Below are 17841 nucleotides of genomic sequence, written 5' to 3' on the forward strand. Positions count from 1 at the left end.
AATAACATTTAAAACAGGGATGACTGAGTGAAAAAGCTATTAATCTTGGGGACATTATTATTCAGTACATTTGTTTTTGCTGATGATGTAAAACAGAAAGAAGTGATTGCTCAAAAATTGGTATCTGTAGATGGAACCGAACAAGGTTTACAAAACACCGATAAAATGATTTTAGAGCAAATCCGCATGCGTTTGCCTAAAGATATACCTGAAAATTTTTACGTAGATTTGATCAAAAATTTAAACAGTGAACAGCGTAAGCAATTCATTATTCAACGCTATGTTGAAACATTCAGTCAACAGGAACTACAAGCTGCATTAACCTTTTATCAATCTACAGAAGGGAAAGCATGGGCTAAAAAAGCCAGTGAGATAGGAAGTGAAGTTGCACATTTCACTACGCAAAATGCACGCACTGCTTTAAATGTCACTATGCAGCAACATATTGATAATCCAACGGTAAAGCAACTAATGGCACGAATGAATCCAACGCCTACGCCAGCTCAAACAACTGAAAAACCTGAAACTAAATAAATAAAAAAGGGATCGTGTAATTAAACACGATCCCTTTAACTTTCCAATTTATGTTTAAAGTGTACGAGAAATTAATTCTTTCATAATTTCATTTGTTCCCGCATAAATACGGTTAGCACGGTTATCGATGTAGGCACGCGCAATTGGATATTCCAACATATAACCATAGCCACCATGTAACTGTAAGCAATCATCCACAACTTTTGAGAACATATCTGAAATTTTGTATTTAGCTGCCGCTGCTGCATCTACACCTAAGCTTTCTTCGAGTTGTAATTCCATACAACGATCTAAATAAGTACGGCAGAAATCAATTTCAGTACGTAATTCAGCTAATTTAAACCGTGTATTTTGGAAAGTACTAATCGCTTTGCCAAATGCTTTACGATCTTTGGTGTATTGAACAGTATGTGCAAATGCTGCTTCTGCACCTGCTTGGCAAATAATCGCAACCAACATACGTTCCCATGCCAATTCTTTCATCAACATGATGAAGCCCATACCTTCCATACCAAGTAGGTTTTCCTTGGGTACGCGTACATTGTCAAAGAACAATTCACAAGTATCTTGTCCTTTCATTCCGATTTTATTTAAAGGTTTACCTTTACTAAAACCAGCACGATCCGCTTCAACGATGATCAATGATAAATTGGCTGAACCTTTTTCATTGTTGCCTGTTTTACAGACGACAATTGCCATGTCACAAAGGTAGCCATTGGTAATGAAAATTTTTGAACCATTAATGACATACTCATCGCCATCAAGTACAGCTGTAGTACGAACTGCTTGAAGATCCGAACCTGTACCCGGTTCAGTCATGGCAATCGCTGTAACTGTTTCACCTGTTGCCATTTTTGGCAACCAATGTTGTTTCTGTTCCTCATTACCAAAGTTATTGACATAATTTGCAACGATGTCTGAGTGTAATGAGAAACCTGTACTTGAGTCCATTGCATAAGCTTGTTCTTCAATCAGAATCATACTGTACAAACGATCAACCCCAGAACCACCATATTGTTCTGGCATTGTGGTACAGAGTAAACCTAGTTCACCTGCTTTGTTCCATAAGTCACGGTCAACATGTTGTTGTTTCTCATATTTTTCAATATTTGGCACAACTTCTTTTTCATAAAATTTACGTACAGTTTCACGAAATGCTTCATGATCAGAAGTAAATAGTTTACGTGGCAACATATTTGGAATTGGACGAATTGCACCTGATTGCATTTGTTATTTTTTCCCTAGTCATTGGATTTAAACGATGATCATCACGATACAAGAAATTGAAAATAGTGAACAATGTGATCAATGCTCAATTTAATTGATGTATTTGGTCACTTGAGAAAAAACGCTGCGAAGTTAATGGGGGATCGAGTACACTATGACTATAAAATTGTTGCATAGTGGAACAAATAATGTCTGATGAAATAAGTTTGGAAGAACGTAAGGTCGTTTATCGCGCACGTCGTGGTTTAAAAGAAATTGATGTGTATTTCGATCCTTATGTTAAAAACTATTATTTAACCGCCGATGCTGATGAAAAGGCGCTATTTGCAGAGTTGGTTGATCAAGAAGATCCAGACTTGTTGGATTGGTTTATGGAAGTGGGTGAGCCGCCTCGCGCTGAGTTAAAAGATTTTATTTTAAAATTAAAACATTATGTACACGGCTAATCGTGTTTTTGAGTTGCAATACAGTCGGTTTTCCTTTGTATTGCAACTTTTAGTTTTTGTCACTGTTCTCATTTTAGCCTACCAATTGCTAGCTCTTTCATTTTGGTTGCTTAGCCTTGTTGTGATGGTTTTATTTTGGTTTCTATTGTTACGGCATCCTTTAATAAAGCGTTTTGAGTATTTGGATCATCAGCATTGGTCATTTGAGTTTGTGGATACTTCTATCCCAATCCAAGGTCGAACAATCACTAAAATTATTGATCACCAAGCTTATATTACGATCTATTTTTCTGATACTCAGTACCAACCTTTAACGATTTGGTGGGATCAATTGTCAATTTCGCAGTGGCAAAACTTAAAATTATTAATAAAAATGCTTTAATTGTTAGACAATTTTACAACTGTATATAATTAATTATATGTTTTTTTTCAATTATTTATATTGTTTTTACTTTACGTTCATTTAAATTGTTAGATTAAATACTCTAAAATTTCGTGAAAATCTGAATTGTCAGACAATCTGACCATCAACTTGTATTCATTTTCGTTAAAGTACAAACACCAACGTAAAGTGTGGTGGAGGTCCAAAGTGATGGAAATTCCAACATGGTCGTTTCTGGTGATTGCAATTTTTTTTGCAATTGTTATAGGAAGAGCAGGAACTTTACTCAGGGAACTTCTTGAATCGCATCAATCTAAAGTTGTTGTGACCAAGAGAAAGAGATTGAAAGTGTCATCAATATATCATACTCCCGTGAATACTGATGACGAACGCCAATCTAGTATCTATCAAAAGTAGATACGCAATGTTGTAGGAGGTCTCTATGGAGATTTCAATGTGGATGTTTCTAGTAATTGCAATCGTTATGGCGATTGTTGTAGGAAGAGCTGGAACATTACTAAAGGATTACTTTCAACAAAACTAAAAGATAAAGAGTTTCACGTTTTTACCAGTTAATAAGTAGCATGTGCTGAACCGTCGCAATGCTACTTTTTTTTGCCTAAAATTTTTGTATTTTCAACTCTCTGTCAATTCACCTATCTGTGAATTGTGTCAAAATGCACATGTTAAATTAGAGCAATTACTCTTTAATTCAAGTATTGCATCTGATAAGGTACATCTAAAAGGAAAAACAAATTAATTAGAGGACAGGAAGAATGTCTAAATTCCAAAAAATGGGACAGGGTGTGGCGGTTGCGTTACTCACAACATCAATATTATCAGGGTGTTCACAAATCATTAAAACAGGGGCTAATGTCGCATTAAGTTTTAGTGAAAATCATATTGTTCCACCAATTTTGGCGATGGATGACGCCGAAATGGTGTGTAATTCAGGTAATGCCTTAACTCCAGCGGTGATGTCAACCAAGGATATGGGTGCTGATCCAACACGTATGGCGGTGTTATTGTATACCTCAGCAGGTATTTGTGCTGAAAATAAAGCCTTAGAAGCGGAACTCCGCTATTTGCGTGCTTCAAAAGCAGGTCAAGTTTCTGAAGCTCAAGATGCTCGTATTGAACAAAAACGTTGGGCGGGGATTGCTGCTGAACGTCAATATGCAGGTTATCAACTTTTTGCAAATCGTTGGGAATCAAAATATAAATATAAATTGGGTGATTCATGCCCAACAATGCGCAATGATTTAGATCAGACAGTTTACCTTTTAGGGATGGTAAGTGGTCTGCAAGCGATGACCAATGATATTAACTCTGGTGGCGCGATTAATGTCCCGAAAGATATTGCGGGTATTGTTGAGCGTGGCATGACCTGTTTGGATAATGAAAAATTCTGGGGCGCGCCGATGGCGACGCGAGCAGTGATTTGGACTTTATTACCAGGTGCGGGTGACGGTAAACCTGAACCTTATGCAACCATGAAAGAATCAATGCAAATTGGTGAGAAAAAAGGTGTTCGTTTATCACATGCATTATATGCAGTCGCTGCACAAGCAAGTGGTGATGATGCCAAACTGCGTGACGCTTTCCGTTCTTATGCTGCTGCAACAGGTGAAGACAAACCAGCCAATCCTCAATTTAGATTGATCGATAAGATGGCTGGTTTGATGGTCCGTGGTATAGCTGATCGTTATTGGACTGAAAATACAGGTGTACGCTCTGGTGATGAAGGTTTGACTTCTTTCTGGGACGATAAGAAAGAAAGTTCATCTGAATTGGATGCGTTATTTGATGGTGGAGATGGCGCATCAGCACCAGCAGAGTAAACTTGAATTAAATGACCTTTTACAAGTGAAACATTTAAACTGGTAAAAGGTCAGTTTTTTCATGGGGTGGTAATGGATGAAAGATCACGTATGGATACCGAAAGTTATTTTAATCGCTGTATGTGTTTCTATATCAGCGTGCTTGCAAGTATTTGCAGATCACTTCATTTATTGGAAACCTAGTTTACTCGCTGAATTTTGGCGTTTTTGGACTGCACATTGGGTTCATGTTGGATGGATGCATTTTTTCTTAAATCTGTTGGCATTCGCATGTTTACCTTTTATTTTTCCTCATGCTCGTAATTGGCACTTATGTGTTCTGCTTTTAATCCTTCCTCCGTTTATTAGTCTTATCTTTTATTTCTACTTACCTTATATCGATGCATATGCTGGTCTTTCTGGGGTGTTGCATGGATTATATGTTGCTGTTGGCCTCGTGTATCTGAAATATCCTAAAGAAAGAAAATTTGCCTTATTGGTCTTGTTGCTGATCTCAGCAAAATTAATATGGGAAAATACTTTTGGTCAGACAGGTACTGCACAGTTAATTGGTAGTCCTGTTTTGACAGAAGCTCATTTGATTGGTGCGATTGGTGGTTTGTTCTGTGGGTTAGGTTATTCATTGTTAAGAAGGATAGAGAGAGAACATATAAGTTGATAAAAAAAACCAACAAAAAAGTGATTGTAGTCATTCTTTTTTGGAAAAGATTGCTGCAAATTTAGGCGGTTAAAAGGGATTGGTTACGAAGAGGGTAAATTCACTTATCTATCAACCATGGACATCGCATGATTCAACATCTTTGGATGGGTGTTGATAACAATAAACTGGAATAGACATGCAAAATGATCAAGAGAAAAAGTCTGGATTAGCCCGACTGGGTTATATCTGGAATGATTGGATATCAACATTCATCATTCTTGCTTTGTTGCTAATGACTTTGCTTATTGGTACTGGCGAGATGATTCACGGTCAAATGCTCCGTATGGGGGAGCGTTTGTACGGTGATGAAAAAATAGGAATGCAGTATTCGTTTTTACGAGCTGAACCTGAAAAACCATCTTGTGATCGACATCCTAATATTGAAGCACAAGTTCAAGAGCAGATGAAAGCAAATGCTGCTGATGAGTTTGCAAGTATGTTTGGTACAGCATCTGAATCAGATGTACGCGCTTCTTTATTAGCTGCACAACAACAGTGTGAAGAAAAATATCAATTCTACGATAAAGCCATGAAACATTTGGATGCTCATCCAAGTATTCGTACTTATCGTAAAGTTGAAACCACTTTCTTTGGTATTTTTAAGTTAGGTTCTGAAAATCAGACTGTACTTTTACTGATCATGGTGTTGTTCACCTCTATCACAGCTTCTTTACGTTATCACCACATTGGTTTACGTGCACCTAAGACGAAGATGGACTATCGTGTCTATTCAGCATTTATGGTTGCAGGTAATGCCTTACTGAGTTTATCGACAATTAGTCAATATAACTCGTTGCTGAATTCTGGCGTAGAATTGACTGCGAAGACATTGACGATTTCATGGTTATGGATAGCACTCTTTGTCTCTTTAACCGTAATCAGCTTAGTGCAATTATTTTTAATTCCTAAAACAGCGCAACCTAAAGGTAATTTTGGTTTGGCGGTGCTGAGCGTACCATTGTATGCACAGATGTCACTGATCACGGGAATAATCTTTACTTTCTTCATGGATTATCCAATGGGGCAAGGGATCTACTTGGGAATTATTGTTGAGTTCTCTGGTATTTTCTTAAACCTTGCATTGTTTATTTGGGCAGGTATGTTACTGACCCAAACGCGTGTGATGGATTTATTCTTAAATATCCTGCGTCCGTGGAATCTAGCACCTGAAACTTTAACTTGGTTAATCTTAATTGCAGCGGCAATTCCAACAGCATATACAGGCGCTTCTGGTATTTTCGTTATTGCCGCAGGTGCAATCATTTATAAAGAGGTTTGGAACTCTGGTGCACGCCGTCAATATGCATTAGCTGTATCGGCAATGTCGGGTTCTTTAGGTGTGGTGATTCGTCCATGCTTACTTGTAATTTTGATTTCAATGTTAGATAGCCGCCATGTAACGTCTACAGAATTATTTGATCATGGTATCTATGTTTTCTGGTTAACTGCATTTATTTTCCTTGGCGTTTCATTGATTCTTGCTGAAGAAAAATTCCGTGTAAATTCACCAAAAGTTGCTGTACCTGGAATGTTACGCGCATGTGTGCCTGTGATTCCATATGTAATCATTGGTTTCGCTGTTGTGTTGTTCTATAAATTTGCTTTAGATACATCGATCAATGAGTTTACCGCGCCAATGATTTTACCATTGGTGTTGATTGCAATGATTTTGTTTGACAAATTGTTTGCAGCAAAACTTGCACCAGCTCCAGTTGTTGATGCAAAGCATGAGGCATTAGTTCGTGAACATGAACAGAAATCAGACTTCTTAAAAAGCCATGATCCTCATGGTGCTAAGAGTTTTGGTTTTGGTGGGGCTATACGTTTTGCAACCTCAGAAACAGTTGGTCATATCGGTGCGTTGATTCTACTGATGGCATTATCTGCGAGCGTTGGTGGTTTAATCGAGCGTGCTGAAGTGGTTGAGTTATTACCAACACACTTGGGTAATATCTACATTTCTCTTGCCTTTATTGCAATGTTACTTGCAATTATTGGTATGACGACTGATCCATTCGGTGCGGTAATCTTAGTTGCTGCGACAGTAGCGCCAGTCGCCTATGAGAATGGTATTCATCCGATTCACTTCTGGATGATCGTATTGGTTGCATTCGAATTTGGTTATGTAACACCACCTGTTGCATTGAACCACTTGCTGACGCGACTCTCTGTCGGGGATGAAGAAGTATCGGCTGCTGATAAGGAAGCGAAAGAGAAATATACAAGTTTCTATTATCGTTATGAACGTTGGTTATTACCGATTATCGTATTGTTCTCATCTTTAGTATTGGTGACCTATGCACCCTATGTCTTCCAAATGTTTGGTTGGTATAAACACTAAAAGTTGAAATTTAAAAAAGCAGCTTCGGCTGCTTTTTTATTTTTTTAAGATTTAAAATGCTTTGGACATTATCAATGTTGATCAGTTATTTTTAAAGATCAAATATTTTAGTGTTGAATCATTTTCTTTTGACGTTGAGTCAATGGACTACATAATAAAATTGCCAGCAAAATAATACAAAATCCAATCACGCTGTATAAATCAGGTACTTCATCCCAAAGTAAGAAGCCCCATACACCTGCAAAAATAATTGCCATATAATTCACAGGTGCAATTTGTCCTGCTGGCGCAAGTCGATAAGCATGAGACATAAAAATTTGGCTGACATTAGCAAGTATCCCTGCGCCAATCAAAAAGAATAATTCTTTTAGATGATAGGTTCGCCACATCCAAAACATCGGAATCACAGAAAGTGCTGATCCTATCAAGCAGAAATAAAATACGATGCGTTCAGGTGGTTCGGTTTGAGTTAATGCCCGAACGGTTACAAAAGCCATTGATGCAAGTAAGCTTGAGACAATACCAATCACCGAAATCCAGTTCAGTAGACCTTGATCGGGTTTAGCAACACAAAATACACCAATAAATCCTAAAACAGCTGCACAAAGCATAGCAATGGTGATTTTTTCTTTTAGAAATAGCCATGCAATAACTGGAATAAAAATTGGGGAAGAGTAGGTAAATACCATTGCATTTGATAACTTTAAATGCGCAATTGCGTAAAAGAAACCATACATGGCTGCAAGTCCAACAATACTACGCCAAGTATGCATCCATAGTTTTTCTGTTTTTACAAAGCCAATACCTTGTTTAAAAATAAAAGGCAGAAATAGGATGAGTCCAACTATGTTGCGGAAAAATACAATTGTATAGTTATCAACCGTATGTGATGCATAACGAATACAGATACCCATGATCGAAAAGAGAAGGGCCGAGGTTGTCAGGCAACCAATCGCAAGTAAAAGGTTGCGATTAGTTTGAAGTGAATTCATATTAGACACGAAACTTTGAGACTAAAGTTATTGTATGCTTGTCAAACGATGAAAGAAATGTGCTTTTAAACTGGATTTTAGATTTGTTGAGTAACTTATATCCATCATACCGCAATCAGTGTAAATACAAACTTATCAGGATCTGTATGAAAAATTGCGATTAGAAATATGAGATTGATATTTAAATGAGTAAAAAGCTTTAAATCGGATTAAAGCTTTTGTTGTTTTAAGATTTATGTTGTGCGGAGATTTGAGCCTCCAAAAGTTTAATTTGATCTTCTTTGAGCTTAAGTAAAGTATCAACATCGTTATTTTGTTGTTTCAAGTCACGCTGTTGCTCTTGCAGTTGCTGATGAATATCATCTAGCTTTGCAATCTCTTCTTTGGCTAAACTATCATTGCTCGGAAGTGGTGATTTGACAATTGACTCTTCAACTAATTGTATTGGTGCAGCAACTTCACTGCTCGCCGTATTTATATCTGGACTAACAGTTGTTTCTGCCTTGGATATAATTGTTTTTTCGGCAATTGGTTGTGTAGCTGTGGTTGTCGATTGCTGATCTTTTTGTGATAAAAACCATTGAATTGCAAGAAACAAAACCACAACAACGCTAATTCCACCAATTATCATCCATAATAATTTGGAATTTTGAGTTTGGTATGTGGACATCATTTTTAACCTTCTAGTCAAAATGACGAGGTTTGAATTGTATCACCCCAATCTCATCTGGCTCAGCGGGTTGTTGCTCTTCCACGTGGGTCGGGCGTTTTTCGCTATAAGCACATTCGATACATTCAATCCACTCGTCATCCACAGTGATGATCTTAACCACACGATCTAAGGCGCCACATTTAGGGCATTTTGCACCCGCGATGAACTGTCTTTTCATGTCAGTTAATTACACCCTGTGAACAATAATGACGTAGTTTAAGCGGTTTTATTGGTGTTCGTCCAACCTTGATGGCGTAATAATGCATCTATTTTTGGTTCTCTTTTTCGGAAATTGCGAAACGCATCAAGTGCTGTATCTTTTCCGCCAACTGCTAGAATAAACTTTCTAAACTCTTTTCCTGTCTCAGTGTTAAAAATACCTTCACTTTCGAAGCGATCGAAGGCATCACTGGCTAAAACTTCTGCCCATTTATAAGAGTAATAACCTGCTGCATAACCGCCTGCAAAAATATGGCTGAAACTATGTTGAAAACGATTATAAGGTACCGCAGGAACCACAGCAAATTTATCGCGAATATCGTCCAGTGTGGCTTGGATTTGTTGACTGTTTAAGGCAGGTGTCTGACGGTGAATGTTTAGGTCAAACAATGCAAATTCTATCTGACGTAAGGTTTGCATTCCTGATTGGAAGAAACGCGCATTGAGTAACGCAGATAGTAATTCTTGGGGCAAAGTTTGCTTGGTTTCGATGTGTTCACTGAGTACATCTAAACTTTCATTGTCCCATGCCCAGAATTCCATAAACTGGCTTGGTAACTCCACCGCATCCCATGCCACGCCGTGTGTGCCTGCAACTGAGATGTTATCCACTTCAGTGAGCATATGATGTAAGCCATGTCCAAATTCATGGAACAAGGTAATGACTTCATCGTGAGTTAATAGTGCAGGTTGATCGCCAATCGGTGGGGTAAAGTTACACACCATATAGCAAATTGGTTTTTGTAGAACATTAGCAGTTTGCACGCGAGAGCGGAAACCACTCATCCATGCACCACCACGTTTGCCATTACGTGCATATAAATCAAAGTAGAAACCACCAACCACTTGACCTTGATCTTCAATTTCAAAATAACGTACATCATTTTGCCAAACAGGGGCTTGGCGTTCGATGATTTGAATACCGTAAAGACGTTGTACGATCTGGAATAAACCATCCACTACTTTTGGCGCAGGGAAATACGGTTTAAGCGCTTCTTGAGAAAGGTTGAACTGTTGTTGTTTCAATTTTTCAGAATAGTAAGTTGCATCCCAAGGTTTGAGTTCATCAATACCATCTTGGTGTGCAATTGCTTTCAGTTCTGCAATTTCAGCAAGTGCAGGCGTACGTGCATGCTCTGCCAGATCTACTAAGAATTTATCTACGGTTTCGACATCAGGTGCCATTTTGCTAGCAAGGGAATATTCAGCGAAGTTGTTGAAACCAAGCAGTTGCGCCATTTCTTGACGTAAGCTCAGGATTTCTTCCATCACAGGGGTATTGTCAAATTCAGTGTGATGGGATTGTTCTGAGGCACGGGTGACATAGGCCTTATACAGCTCTTCTCTTAATTCACGATCATCGGCATAGGTCATAATCGCAAAATAGGCAGGGAAGTCGAGTGTGGCAACGGCTTGCTCAAGCTCACGCTGTTGTCCATATTGTTTTAATAATTCAATGCTGCTTTGTGGCAGACCTATGAGTTGTTCTTCAGATAAAGGTTTAAAATAGGCTTGGGTAGCATCGAGTACATGGTTTGAGAAGTCTGAAGACAACTGGGATAAACGCGCTGAAATTTCCGCATAACGTTTTTTCGCTTCGCCTTCGAGAGCCACACCAGACAGTTTAAAATCACGTAGCGCGAGTTTAATAGCACTTTGTTGTGCTTCGCTCAGCGTTTGTAAGACTGCACTGTCATGAATCTGTTGATAGGTTTGATACAGCGCCGTGTGTTGTCCAAGCTGCGTATAGTATTCACTTAAACTTGGTAACAGGGCTTGGTAAACCTCACGGGTTTCAGCATTGTTCATGACTGCATTGAGATGTGACAAAATGCCCCACGATTCACTCATGTTATTTTCAAGTTGATCAACTTCTGCCAAGGTTGCCAGTTGGGCTTCAGAGCCTTGTGGAACTTCATTGAGTTGATTTAAGAAGTTTTGACCGTTTTGAATCGTTTGTTCAATCTGTTGTTTTAAATCGGCAAGTTGAATTTGATCAAATTGAGGAAGGGGAAGTGTCGCTTGTTGGAGTGTCATTGTATTTTTGCCATATTCATCTTTAAACATAGATATAGATGTAGGGCTTAAGCCTCTATAAATCAAGGCTGATTGATTATTTATTAGATGAGTATTTTGTTTTCTATAAATTTTCATTCATTGCTAACGCACATATTTCAAGACAAAAAATTAGAGAGCCGAAGCTCTCTAATTAAATCTTATTCACTCTTGGTCTTGGCATTTGACTTTTTCTTTTTCACTTTCTTCTTTGGCTTTTCTTTGCTTTCAGGCTTCGTAGAAGATTTTTTACCTGTTTTTTTGGTATAAGAATTAGAACTCGATTTGCTCTTATCCTTTTTCTTACGCACAGGCTTTTCACCATCTTCACTAACTTTAGCTGTTGTCGATTGTGGTTTGCCAAATACCTCTTCAGTGGTTGAAGCACGATTTGAAGTATTGGTTCTTGGCGCTTTTTGACGAATTGTACGTCCCAAATGCGTCAGCTGTTGAACCAATTGGAAGTCAATCTTACGCTCTTCCAGATTTACGCCCGCCACTTGAATTTTGACTTCATCACCGAGGCTAAATGACTGTCCACGATTCTGACCAATCAAACTTTGGCTGGCTTGATCATAAAGGAAGAAGTCTTCACCGAGCTGGCTGACATGAATCATACCATCGACATAGAGGTCTTTTAGCGTCACGAATAGACCAAACTCAGTCACCGCACTAATGATACCAACAAACTCATCACCTAAATGCTGTTGCATATAATGGCATTTCAACCATGTGGTGACGCTGCGTGAAGCTTCATCAGCTCGACGTTCAGTCTGTGAAAAATGCTCCCCTGCATCATCTAAAGCTGCACCAGACAATGGATAAACTTTCTTATCGAGATAGGCTTTAATCGCACGGTGTAACAATAAATCTGGGTAACGACGAATTGGCGAAGTGAAATGCGTATAAGCCTCATACGCTAAGCCGTAGTGTCCTGAATTTTTTGCGCCATAATAGGCTTGCATCATCGAACGTAATAACACTGCATGAATACTCGGTGCATCTAAACGATCTTTGGTCGCTTCAATCACGGCTTGGTAATCAGCTTGGGTTGGTTGCTCTGGGAATGGCAAACCGAGTAATTTGACGAAATCACGTACTTTCTGAATACGTGAAAACTCTGGTGCTTCATGTACACGATAAAGCATCGGAATATCATGTTCTAATGAGTATTCAGCTGCAGCAACGTTCGCCAATAACATGCATTCTTCAATCAGTTTATGTGCATCATTACGAGTACGTGGCAAAATTTCTTTAATACCGCCTAACTCATCAAAGGTCATATAGGTTTCAATGGTTTCAAATTCCATCGCATGACGTTTGGCACGTAGTTCTTTTAGTGTCTGATAAAGCTGGAATAGGGTATTTAACGATTTATGAACGCTTTTATCTTGCGGAATGGCATCGGTTGCGCCGTCAAAATAAGCAGCCACCTGATTATAGGTCAAACGTGCTTTGGAATGCATCACCGCAGGGTAGAACTCATAACCTGTGACTTTACCTGCACGAGACAGTTTTAAATCGCAGACCATACACAGACGGTCAACATGTGGATTGAGAGAACACAATCCATTCGATAATGCCTCTGGCAGCATTGGCAAAACAAAGTGTGGGAAATAAACCGATGTACCACGTTCTTCAGCTTCTTCATTTAAAGGCGAATCTAAACGGACATAATGGCTCACGTCTGCAATTGCCACTACAACACGGTAACCACCACCTGAGCGTTTCTCTGCGAATACTGCATCGTCAAAGTCACGTGCATCTTCACCATCAATAGTGACTAATGGTAAATCGCGTAAATCAACACGACCTTTGCGATCTTGTTCAGAAGGTTCTTTAAAACTTTCAGCTTCTTTAATGACGGCTTCTGGAAATTCATAAGGCAAACCAAATTCTAAAATGGTTTGCGGAATAATGATTTCAGTATCTGCTTTGTCTGCCATAGACTGAACAATATGACCTGTCGCTAATTCTTCACGAGTCGGGTAATCATCAATCGCAACACGGAGCATATCGCCAACTTTGGCATTGGCATGTTCAATCAATTCTTTTTCTAAAGTAATTGGTTGGTGCTGATTTGGATTGCTTGGCTGAATAAAGTATTCGCCTTCATGTTCAGCGACTTTACCAATAATTTGTTTGACACGACGTTGTACGACTTCGGTAATAAAGCCCCAAGCTTTACCTTTACGGTCCACAGAAGTTTGGCGTACTTTAACGCGATCACCATTAAAGACTAGACGTAATTCACGTTCAGGTAACAGGACATCATCCTGACCTGCGATATTGGCCGTACCTAAACCTTTACTGTTGATATAAACCGTTGCTTCATGGCTTGGTAAATCGGTTGCAGGTTGGTATTTAAAACCATCTTTCATTAACTGACCGTCGCGAACCATTGCACTTAAACGATGATTCAAGGCATCAATACTTTTTTGATCTGGGATATTAAAGTGGTCAACCAGTTCTGCATGAGACTGTGCAGTTTTTAATTGTTCTAATGTAGTTAGAATAAGAGTTCGGCTAGGAATAGGATTATCATAACGTTGCGCTTCTGCTTTTGCTTCGGGATCAACCCAATTTGTAGTCATATCGTTTCATTTCACATCTGGCAGATCGGTTTAGCATAAGTCATTCAAACTTTAACTGCACGTCAAAGATTGCAAGATTCTGTTTATTGTCCAATCTGAATAAAGGAGAGAACACTATATTAACAAGCGTTGAGCTAAAAAATGCCGAAAAAACATAAGAATTGGTTAAAAAACATTTGATTGATTTAAAAAAAGAGAAAAAAACAGGATCATCTCTTGTGTAATGTGGTTTTAGTTTGTATTATTGCGCTCGTGTTACGGTGAGATGGGTGAGTGGCTGAAACCGCTTCCCTGCTAAGGAAGTGTACGGGTAACTGTACCGAGGGTTCGAATCCCTCTCTCACCGCCACTTTACTTAAAGCGCTCATAGCTCAGCTGGATAGAGCACTTGGCTACGAACTAAGGGGTCGGGAGTTCGAATCTCTCTGAGCGCACCAAGTAAAGATTTAAAGTAACACATGCCTAAATAGGCACATAAGTAATGCGCTCATAGCTCAGCTGGATAGAGCACTTGGCTACGAACTAAGGGGTCGGGAGTTCGAATCTCTCTGAGCGCACCAACTTAATAGAAGAAACCGCTTAATTGCGGTTTTTTTGTGTCTGTAGTTTGGAGTAGTTCAACTGTGAAATATCTGTTTGATGTTTAAATTAAGGCTCTTCATTCATTTTATTAATAATAAAATCAGTTATTTATGTTGTTTTGAAAGATAATAACTATTGTACTTTAAATTCATAACGATCAATCAATCACCATTTGATTTCTATTTTATTAAAAAACACTTATCAATGGGGAAAAAATGCGTATAATGCGCTCCATCAAATATGCGCTCATAGCTCAGCTGGATAGAGCACTTGGCTACGAACTAAGGGGTCGGGAGTTCGAATCTCTCTGAGCGCACCAATTTGAATTTATCGAAAGATAAAATGAAAGAAACCGCTTAAATGCGGTTTTTTTGTGCCTTATATTTTTGCTTTAATTTTCTGAACAAACACAGTATTACCACCAACTGCGGGTAGTACATCATGATAGGGCAGGCTTCGCATCGCTCTTAATAAAAAAGGTGCTTTTTCATCAATTTTCATTGAGCTAGTGATTTTAAATAAAGTACCTTGATTAAGCTCTGTGGCAATCATTTTTCCTTTTATAAAACGTAAATCGCCACCATTTGCATAAAAGTTATTTTCAACAGTATTTGGATAATTAAAATAAAGCTTAAATGCAAAAGGAATATTAATCACACCTAAACCCACATTCACTTGAATATCTGCATCTTGACCCTGATTTTGGATTGGAGAGGTGATGATTTTCTTGACTTGTCTTGGAAATAATTCTTGATAGGCTAAAGGACTCAACCATTTATGTAATAGCTGCGGTGGCTGTTGATAAAATTGATAGGTTGTGGTGAAGCGCATGGTTTCCCGCCCATGTGTATACAAAATGCTGGTCGGGACATGTAGATAGCTGATGGGTTGTTGAGTGTTTTGACTCAGTTGTGCAATTTTAGCAAGTTGAGTTTCATTTAATTGTGGACTTGGAATTTGTCCTGAATTTAGTGCAACAATATTCGGTTTAATAAAGCGTGTTCGAAGTGATTCTAGGATAAAGGCATTGGTTGAACTTGGGATACCTAATTTGGCTTCAGGAATTGCATTTAGAATCTTCTTAAAAATAAATCCTTTAGGTTGGTTTAAATCACCCCATTGGGTGAGCGTAATTAAGGTTCGATGATCATCTAAGGCGAACCATTCAAATTTTCCTACACCGTATGGAATAGGAGAATCAATCACTAAACTGGCAATACTATTCGATTTAATCTGATGTTGTAGAGTGACATCTTCATTAAAGTTGAGCACTGGGATGGGCGTTGGGATTGAGACCTGATATTTCATTTTTACAGTATTGCCAGATTGTTCTAGTGTTTTGGCCGATTTAAGTGTTGGAAATAGACCGACGTAGTGATTAAAGTCGGTTAATGTCTTGGCAACTTGTTGTACATTGGCAGGTACGATGAGTGCAGCAGATGTAAAGCTTACACTCGGTTGTGAGTTGCTTTTGAGGGTGGGCACATTGGTCTTGGTATTGGGATGTGGGTAAATAAAAATATTATTCTGCGTATAACTTGCCAATAGTTGTGGATTATTTTGAAAAGGTTGTAAAGCACTTGGTATATTGTCATTCCATGTGATGATTTGTGCAAAACAGCTTTGCATTATGCTGAAAAAAACGGCTGTACATATAAATCCATTCAAATAAAACATCACATTCCTTTGATTTTTCTTAGTGATATAGTCAGTGGCATCTATGCATAAATAATAGGGCCTTGCTATTAATAAAAGTTTTTTTGTTTAAAAAATAGTCGTATTGTGTAAAACTTTCTTGAGCATCGAAATCTTAGACAAAGGATTATCTCTGCAAGTAAATACTTATAGCGGTTAATGTTGGTCAGTTAAGCGTAATTTCATTATTACTGAATTAGAAATTCTATCTCTTTGTTAAAAAGCAACTTAGAGTAGTGCTACGCCTTATTTGAATTTTGTATAAAATCGCTATAAATCTGATTTACGCTCAAGTCATTTATGTTCTAATAGATGAGTTTTTTCAAATCTTAGAAATCAAAAATGTCTGAACAACGTCCAACTGTATCTGTGCGCTATTATCTTAATTTAGAAGAATCACAAGATGGTTTTGCTCTTGTCACTTTTGGTAAAAAGACCTTTAGTCGTTTTCTAACACCTGTTATTAGTATTGCAATTATTGGTTGGGGAATCTATTTAGGTTTCTCAGATGTAGGGCGTTATTACGTTGCATTGGGTGCTTTTTTTCTGATTATGCAAGGATTGATGCGCTATTGGTTGTTACCGATGTTGTTTAAACGTCAGTTTGTCCGCTACCAATTTGGAAAAAGTGAGCAGGGAATTGACCTTTATCAAGATCATTTTGAACTTTATGCCACAGGTAAAAAGCAAACAGCGCAGTATGCAGAGGTACAATCTTTTGCAATAGGTAAACTGACTTACATGTTGGAGTTGAAAAACCATACCGTCATTATTGTTCCGAAGCGTTCATTCACTGATCCAGCAGATCAAACCAAATTTGAAAACAGTTTTAAAAAATAACTTCATTCGCGATTTAAGGAACAAGGAGCTTTTATGAGCGCACGTCCGTCAAAAATTGTGTGTGTAGGCAGAAATTATGCTGAACATGCGAAAGAACTAGGTAATGCAATTCCTGATCGCCCAATTTTATTTATCAAGCCACTGAGTAGTTTGAGTAGCTTAGCTCAAGGTATCTATTGGAATCAGGCTTTAGGTGAATGCCATTTTGAATGTGAAATTTGTTTGCAAATCGCACATCCATTATCGCAGGAAACCGATCCAAGCAAAGCTTTAGAAGCGATTGGTGCTGTGACTTTAGGGTTGGATTTAACTTTACGTGATTTGCAGAATGACTTAAAAGTGAAAGGACAGCCTTGGGAACGAGCAAAAGCTTTTGACGGCGCATGTATCTTGGCAGACTGGGTTGAAGCAGATGAAATTGGCGATTTACAAGAGTTAGAGCTTGTTTTAATGATTAATGGCGTTGAACGCCAACATGGTTTTAGCCAAGACATGATTTTTGATATTGGTGCATTATTGGTTGAAATTAATCAGTCATTTAGTTTGGAAGCGGGTGATGTCATTATGACGGGTACGCCTGCTGGCGTCGGTGCATTACATTCAAATGATCAATTAACCATGAAACTAATAACCCAATCAGGAGAATATGATTGGGATACGTTTGTTCAAGCATAATGATTA

The 17841-nt window shown here is 38.3% G+C and carries 16 protein-coding genes and 4 tRNA genes; 13 read left to right on the forward strand and 7 right to left on the reverse strand.

What is annotated here, in order from left to right; genetic code table 11:
* Positions 1–27: 27 nt before the first annotated feature.
* On the forward strand, positions 28–534 hold the full coding sequence (locus tag ACN19N_RS02085; RefSeq protein WP_420001867.1) for a DUF2059 domain-containing protein: 507 nt from the start codon (positions 28–30) through the stop codon (positions 532–534).
* Between the two features lie 54 nt (positions 535–588).
* Here the strand turns inward: ACN19N_RS02085 and ACN19N_RS02090 are convergent, their stop codons facing one another.
* A complete protein-coding gene (locus tag ACN19N_RS02090) occupies positions 589–1761 on the reverse strand; it encodes an acyl-CoA dehydrogenase family protein (protein WP_004660381.1) in 1173 nt (390 codons plus the stop codon).
* A gap of 188 nt (positions 1762–1949) precedes the next feature.
* Here ACN19N_RS02090 and ACN19N_RS02095 point away from each other — a divergent pair, with 188 nt between their 5' ends.
* The 6 genes from ACN19N_RS02095 (at position 1950) to ACN19N_RS02120 (ending at position 7471) form a co-directional block, all read left to right on the forward strand.
* Complete coding sequence (locus ACN19N_RS02095; protein ID WP_005156268.1) at positions 1950–2207, forward strand: succinate dehydrogenase assembly factor 2; 258 nt, start codon at positions 1950–1952, stop codon at positions 2205–2207.
* Positions 2194–2589: a hypothetical protein gene (locus tag ACN19N_RS02100; RefSeq protein ID WP_269238575.1), complete on the forward strand. Its 396-nt coding sequence runs from the start codon at positions 2194–2196 to the stop codon at positions 2587–2589. The genes ACN19N_RS02095 and ACN19N_RS02100 overlap by 14 nt, the downstream gene beginning before the upstream one ends.
* Positions 2590–2799: 210 nt before the next feature.
* Positions 2800–3006 carry a hypothetical protein gene (locus tag ACN19N_RS02105; protein WP_269229528.1) on the forward strand — a complete coding sequence of 69 codons (207 nt, stop codon included), beginning with the start codon at positions 2800–2802 and terminating at the stop codon, positions 3004–3006.
* A 359-nt stretch (positions 3007–3365) separates the two neighbouring features.
* A complete protein-coding gene (locus ACN19N_RS02110; RefSeq protein ID WP_269229529.1) occupies positions 3366–4430 on the forward strand; it encodes a hypothetical protein in 1065 nt (354 codons plus the stop codon).
* A gap of 76 nt (positions 4431–4506) precedes the next feature.
* Positions 4507–5088: a rhombosortase gene (rrtA, locus tag ACN19N_RS02115; protein WP_420001868.1), complete on the forward strand. Its 582-nt coding sequence runs from the start codon at positions 4507–4509 to the stop codon at positions 5086–5088.
* A gap of 178 nt (positions 5089–5266) precedes the next feature.
* Positions 5267–7471, forward strand: a complete 2205-nt coding sequence (locus ACN19N_RS02120) for a TRAP transporter large permease subunit (RefSeq protein ID WP_420001869.1) — start codon at positions 5267–5269, stop codon at positions 7469–7471.
* 107 nt (positions 7472–7578) lie between these two features.
* Here ACN19N_RS02120 and ACN19N_RS02125 read toward each other — a convergent pair whose 3' ends face one another.
* From ACN19N_RS02125 to rnr, 5 genes are all read right to left on the reverse strand, one after another.
* On the reverse strand, positions 7579–8463 hold the full coding sequence (locus ACN19N_RS02125; RefSeq protein ID WP_420001870.1) for a DMT family transporter: 885 nt from the start codon (positions 8461–8463) through the stop codon (positions 7579–7581).
* A 226-nt stretch (positions 8464–8689) separates the two neighbouring features.
* Positions 8690–9136, reverse strand: coding sequence for a hypothetical protein (locus tag ACN19N_RS02130; protein WP_269229534.1), 447 nt, complete (start codon positions 9134–9136; stop codon positions 8690–8692).
* A gap of 10 nt (positions 9137–9146) precedes the next feature.
* Entirely contained in the window at positions 9147–9353 is a 207-nt protein-coding gene (locus ACN19N_RS02135) for a YheV family putative metal-binding protein (protein ID WP_004660391.1), read from the reverse strand.
* 38 nt (positions 9354–9391) lie between these two features.
* The gene (locus tag ACN19N_RS02140) at positions 9392–11431 is read right to left on the reverse strand and encodes a M3 family metallopeptidase (RefSeq protein ID WP_420001871.1); all 2040 of its coding nucleotides are present in this window, start codon (positions 11429–11431) and stop codon (positions 9392–9394) included.
* Positions 11432–11610: 179 nt separating this feature from the next.
* Positions 11611–14043 carry a ribonuclease R gene (gene rnr, locus ACN19N_RS02145; protein WP_420001872.1) on the reverse strand — a complete coding sequence of 811 codons (2433 nt, stop codon included), beginning with the start codon at positions 14041–14043 and terminating at the stop codon, positions 11611–11613.
* Between the two features lie 259 nt (positions 14044–14302).
* On the opposite strand from rnr, the gene ACN19N_RS02150 reads away from it, so the two are divergent.
* The 4 genes from ACN19N_RS02150 (at position 14303) to ACN19N_RS02165 (ending at position 14944) form a co-directional block, all read left to right on the forward strand.
* Positions 14303–14392 (forward strand) — tRNA-Ser (locus tag ACN19N_RS02150).
* An 11-nt stretch (positions 14393–14403) separates the two neighbouring features.
* Positions 14404–14480, forward strand: a tRNA-Arg gene (locus ACN19N_RS02155).
* Between the two features lie 46 nt (positions 14481–14526).
* A tRNA-Arg gene (locus ACN19N_RS02160) sits at positions 14527–14603 on the forward strand.
* Between the two features lie 264 nt (positions 14604–14867).
* A tRNA-Arg gene (locus ACN19N_RS02165) sits at positions 14868–14944 on the forward strand.
* Between the two features lie 59 nt (positions 14945–15003).
* Here ACN19N_RS02165 and ACN19N_RS02170 read toward each other — a convergent pair.
* Positions 15004–16302, reverse strand: a complete 1299-nt coding sequence (locus ACN19N_RS02170; protein ID WP_420001873.1) for an SRPBCC family protein — start codon at positions 16300–16302, stop codon at positions 15004–15006.
* A 360-nt stretch (positions 16303–16662) separates the two neighbouring features.
* On the opposite strand from ACN19N_RS02170, the gene ACN19N_RS02175 reads away from it, so the two are divergent.
* Positions 16663–17160 carry a YcxB family protein gene (locus ACN19N_RS02175; protein WP_004660401.1) on the forward strand — a complete coding sequence of 166 codons (498 nt, stop codon included), beginning with the start codon at positions 16663–16665 and terminating at the stop codon, positions 17158–17160.
* 33 nt (positions 17161–17193) lie between these two features.
* Entirely contained in the window at positions 17194–17835 is a 642-nt protein-coding gene (locus ACN19N_RS02180) for a fumarylacetoacetate hydrolase family protein (RefSeq protein WP_420001874.1), read from the forward strand.
* Positions 17836–17841: the final 6 nt, after the last annotated feature.

Origin of the sequence: Acinetobacter sp. LF10 (genome assembly GCF_048585715.1) — a bacterium.
Taxonomy (GTDB): Bacteria; Pseudomonadota; Gammaproteobacteria; order Pseudomonadales; family Moraxellaceae; genus Acinetobacter.

Bases quoted from the DNA above. Each gene is read 5' to 3' on its own strand.
- ACN19N_RS02090 (WP_004660381.1), bottom strand. From the start codon at position 1,761: ATGCAATCAGGTGCAATTCGTCCAATTCCAAATATGTTGCCACGTAAA.
- ACN19N_RS02095 (WP_005156268.1), top strand. From the start codon at position 1,950: ATGTCTGATGAAATAAGTTTGGAAGAACGTAAGGTCGTTTATCGCGCA.
- ACN19N_RS02100 (WP_269238575.1), top strand. From the start codon at position 2,194: ATGTACACGGCTAATCGTGTTTTTGAGTTGCAATACAGTCGGTTTTCC.
- ACN19N_RS02105 (WP_269229528.1), top strand. From the start codon at position 2,800: ATGGAAATTCCAACATGGTCGTTTCTGGTGATTGCAATTTTTTTTGCA.
- ACN19N_RS02110 (WP_269229529.1), top strand. From the start codon at position 3,366: ATGTCTAAATTCCAAAAAATGGGACAGGGTGTGGCGGTTGCGTTACTC.
- rrtA (WP_420001868.1), top strand. From the start codon at position 4,507: ATGAAAGATCACGTATGGATACCGAAAGTTATTTTAATCGCTGTATGT.
- ACN19N_RS02120 (WP_420001869.1), top strand. From the start codon at position 5,267: ATGCAAAATGATCAAGAGAAAAAGTCTGGATTAGCCCGACTGGGTTAT.
- ACN19N_RS02125 (WP_420001870.1), bottom strand. From the start codon at position 8,463: ATGAATTCACTTCAAACTAATCGCAACCTTTTACTTGCGATTGGTTGC.
- ACN19N_RS02130 (WP_269229534.1), bottom strand. From the start codon at position 9,136: ATGATGTCCACATACCAAACTCAAAATTCCAAATTATTATGGATGATA.
- ACN19N_RS02135 (WP_004660391.1), bottom strand. From the start codon at position 9,353: ATGAAAAGACAGTTCATCGCGGGTGCAAAATGCCCTAAATGTGGCGCC.
- ACN19N_RS02140 (WP_420001871.1), bottom strand. From the start codon at position 11,431: ATGACACTCCAACAAGCGACACTTCCCCTTCCTCAATTTGATCAAATT.
- rnr (WP_420001872.1), bottom strand. From the start codon at position 14,043: ATGACTACAAATTGGGTTGATCCCGAAGCAAAAGCAGAAGCGCAACGT.
- ACN19N_RS02170 (WP_420001873.1), bottom strand. From the start codon at position 16,302: ATGTTTTATTTGAATGGATTTATATGTACAGCCGTTTTTTTCAGCATA.
- ACN19N_RS02175 (WP_004660401.1), top strand. From the start codon at position 16,663: ATGTCTGAACAACGTCCAACTGTATCTGTGCGCTATTATCTTAATTTA.
- ACN19N_RS02180 (WP_420001874.1), top strand. From the start codon at position 17,194: ATGAGCGCACGTCCGTCAAAAATTGTGTGTGTAGGCAGAAATTATGCT.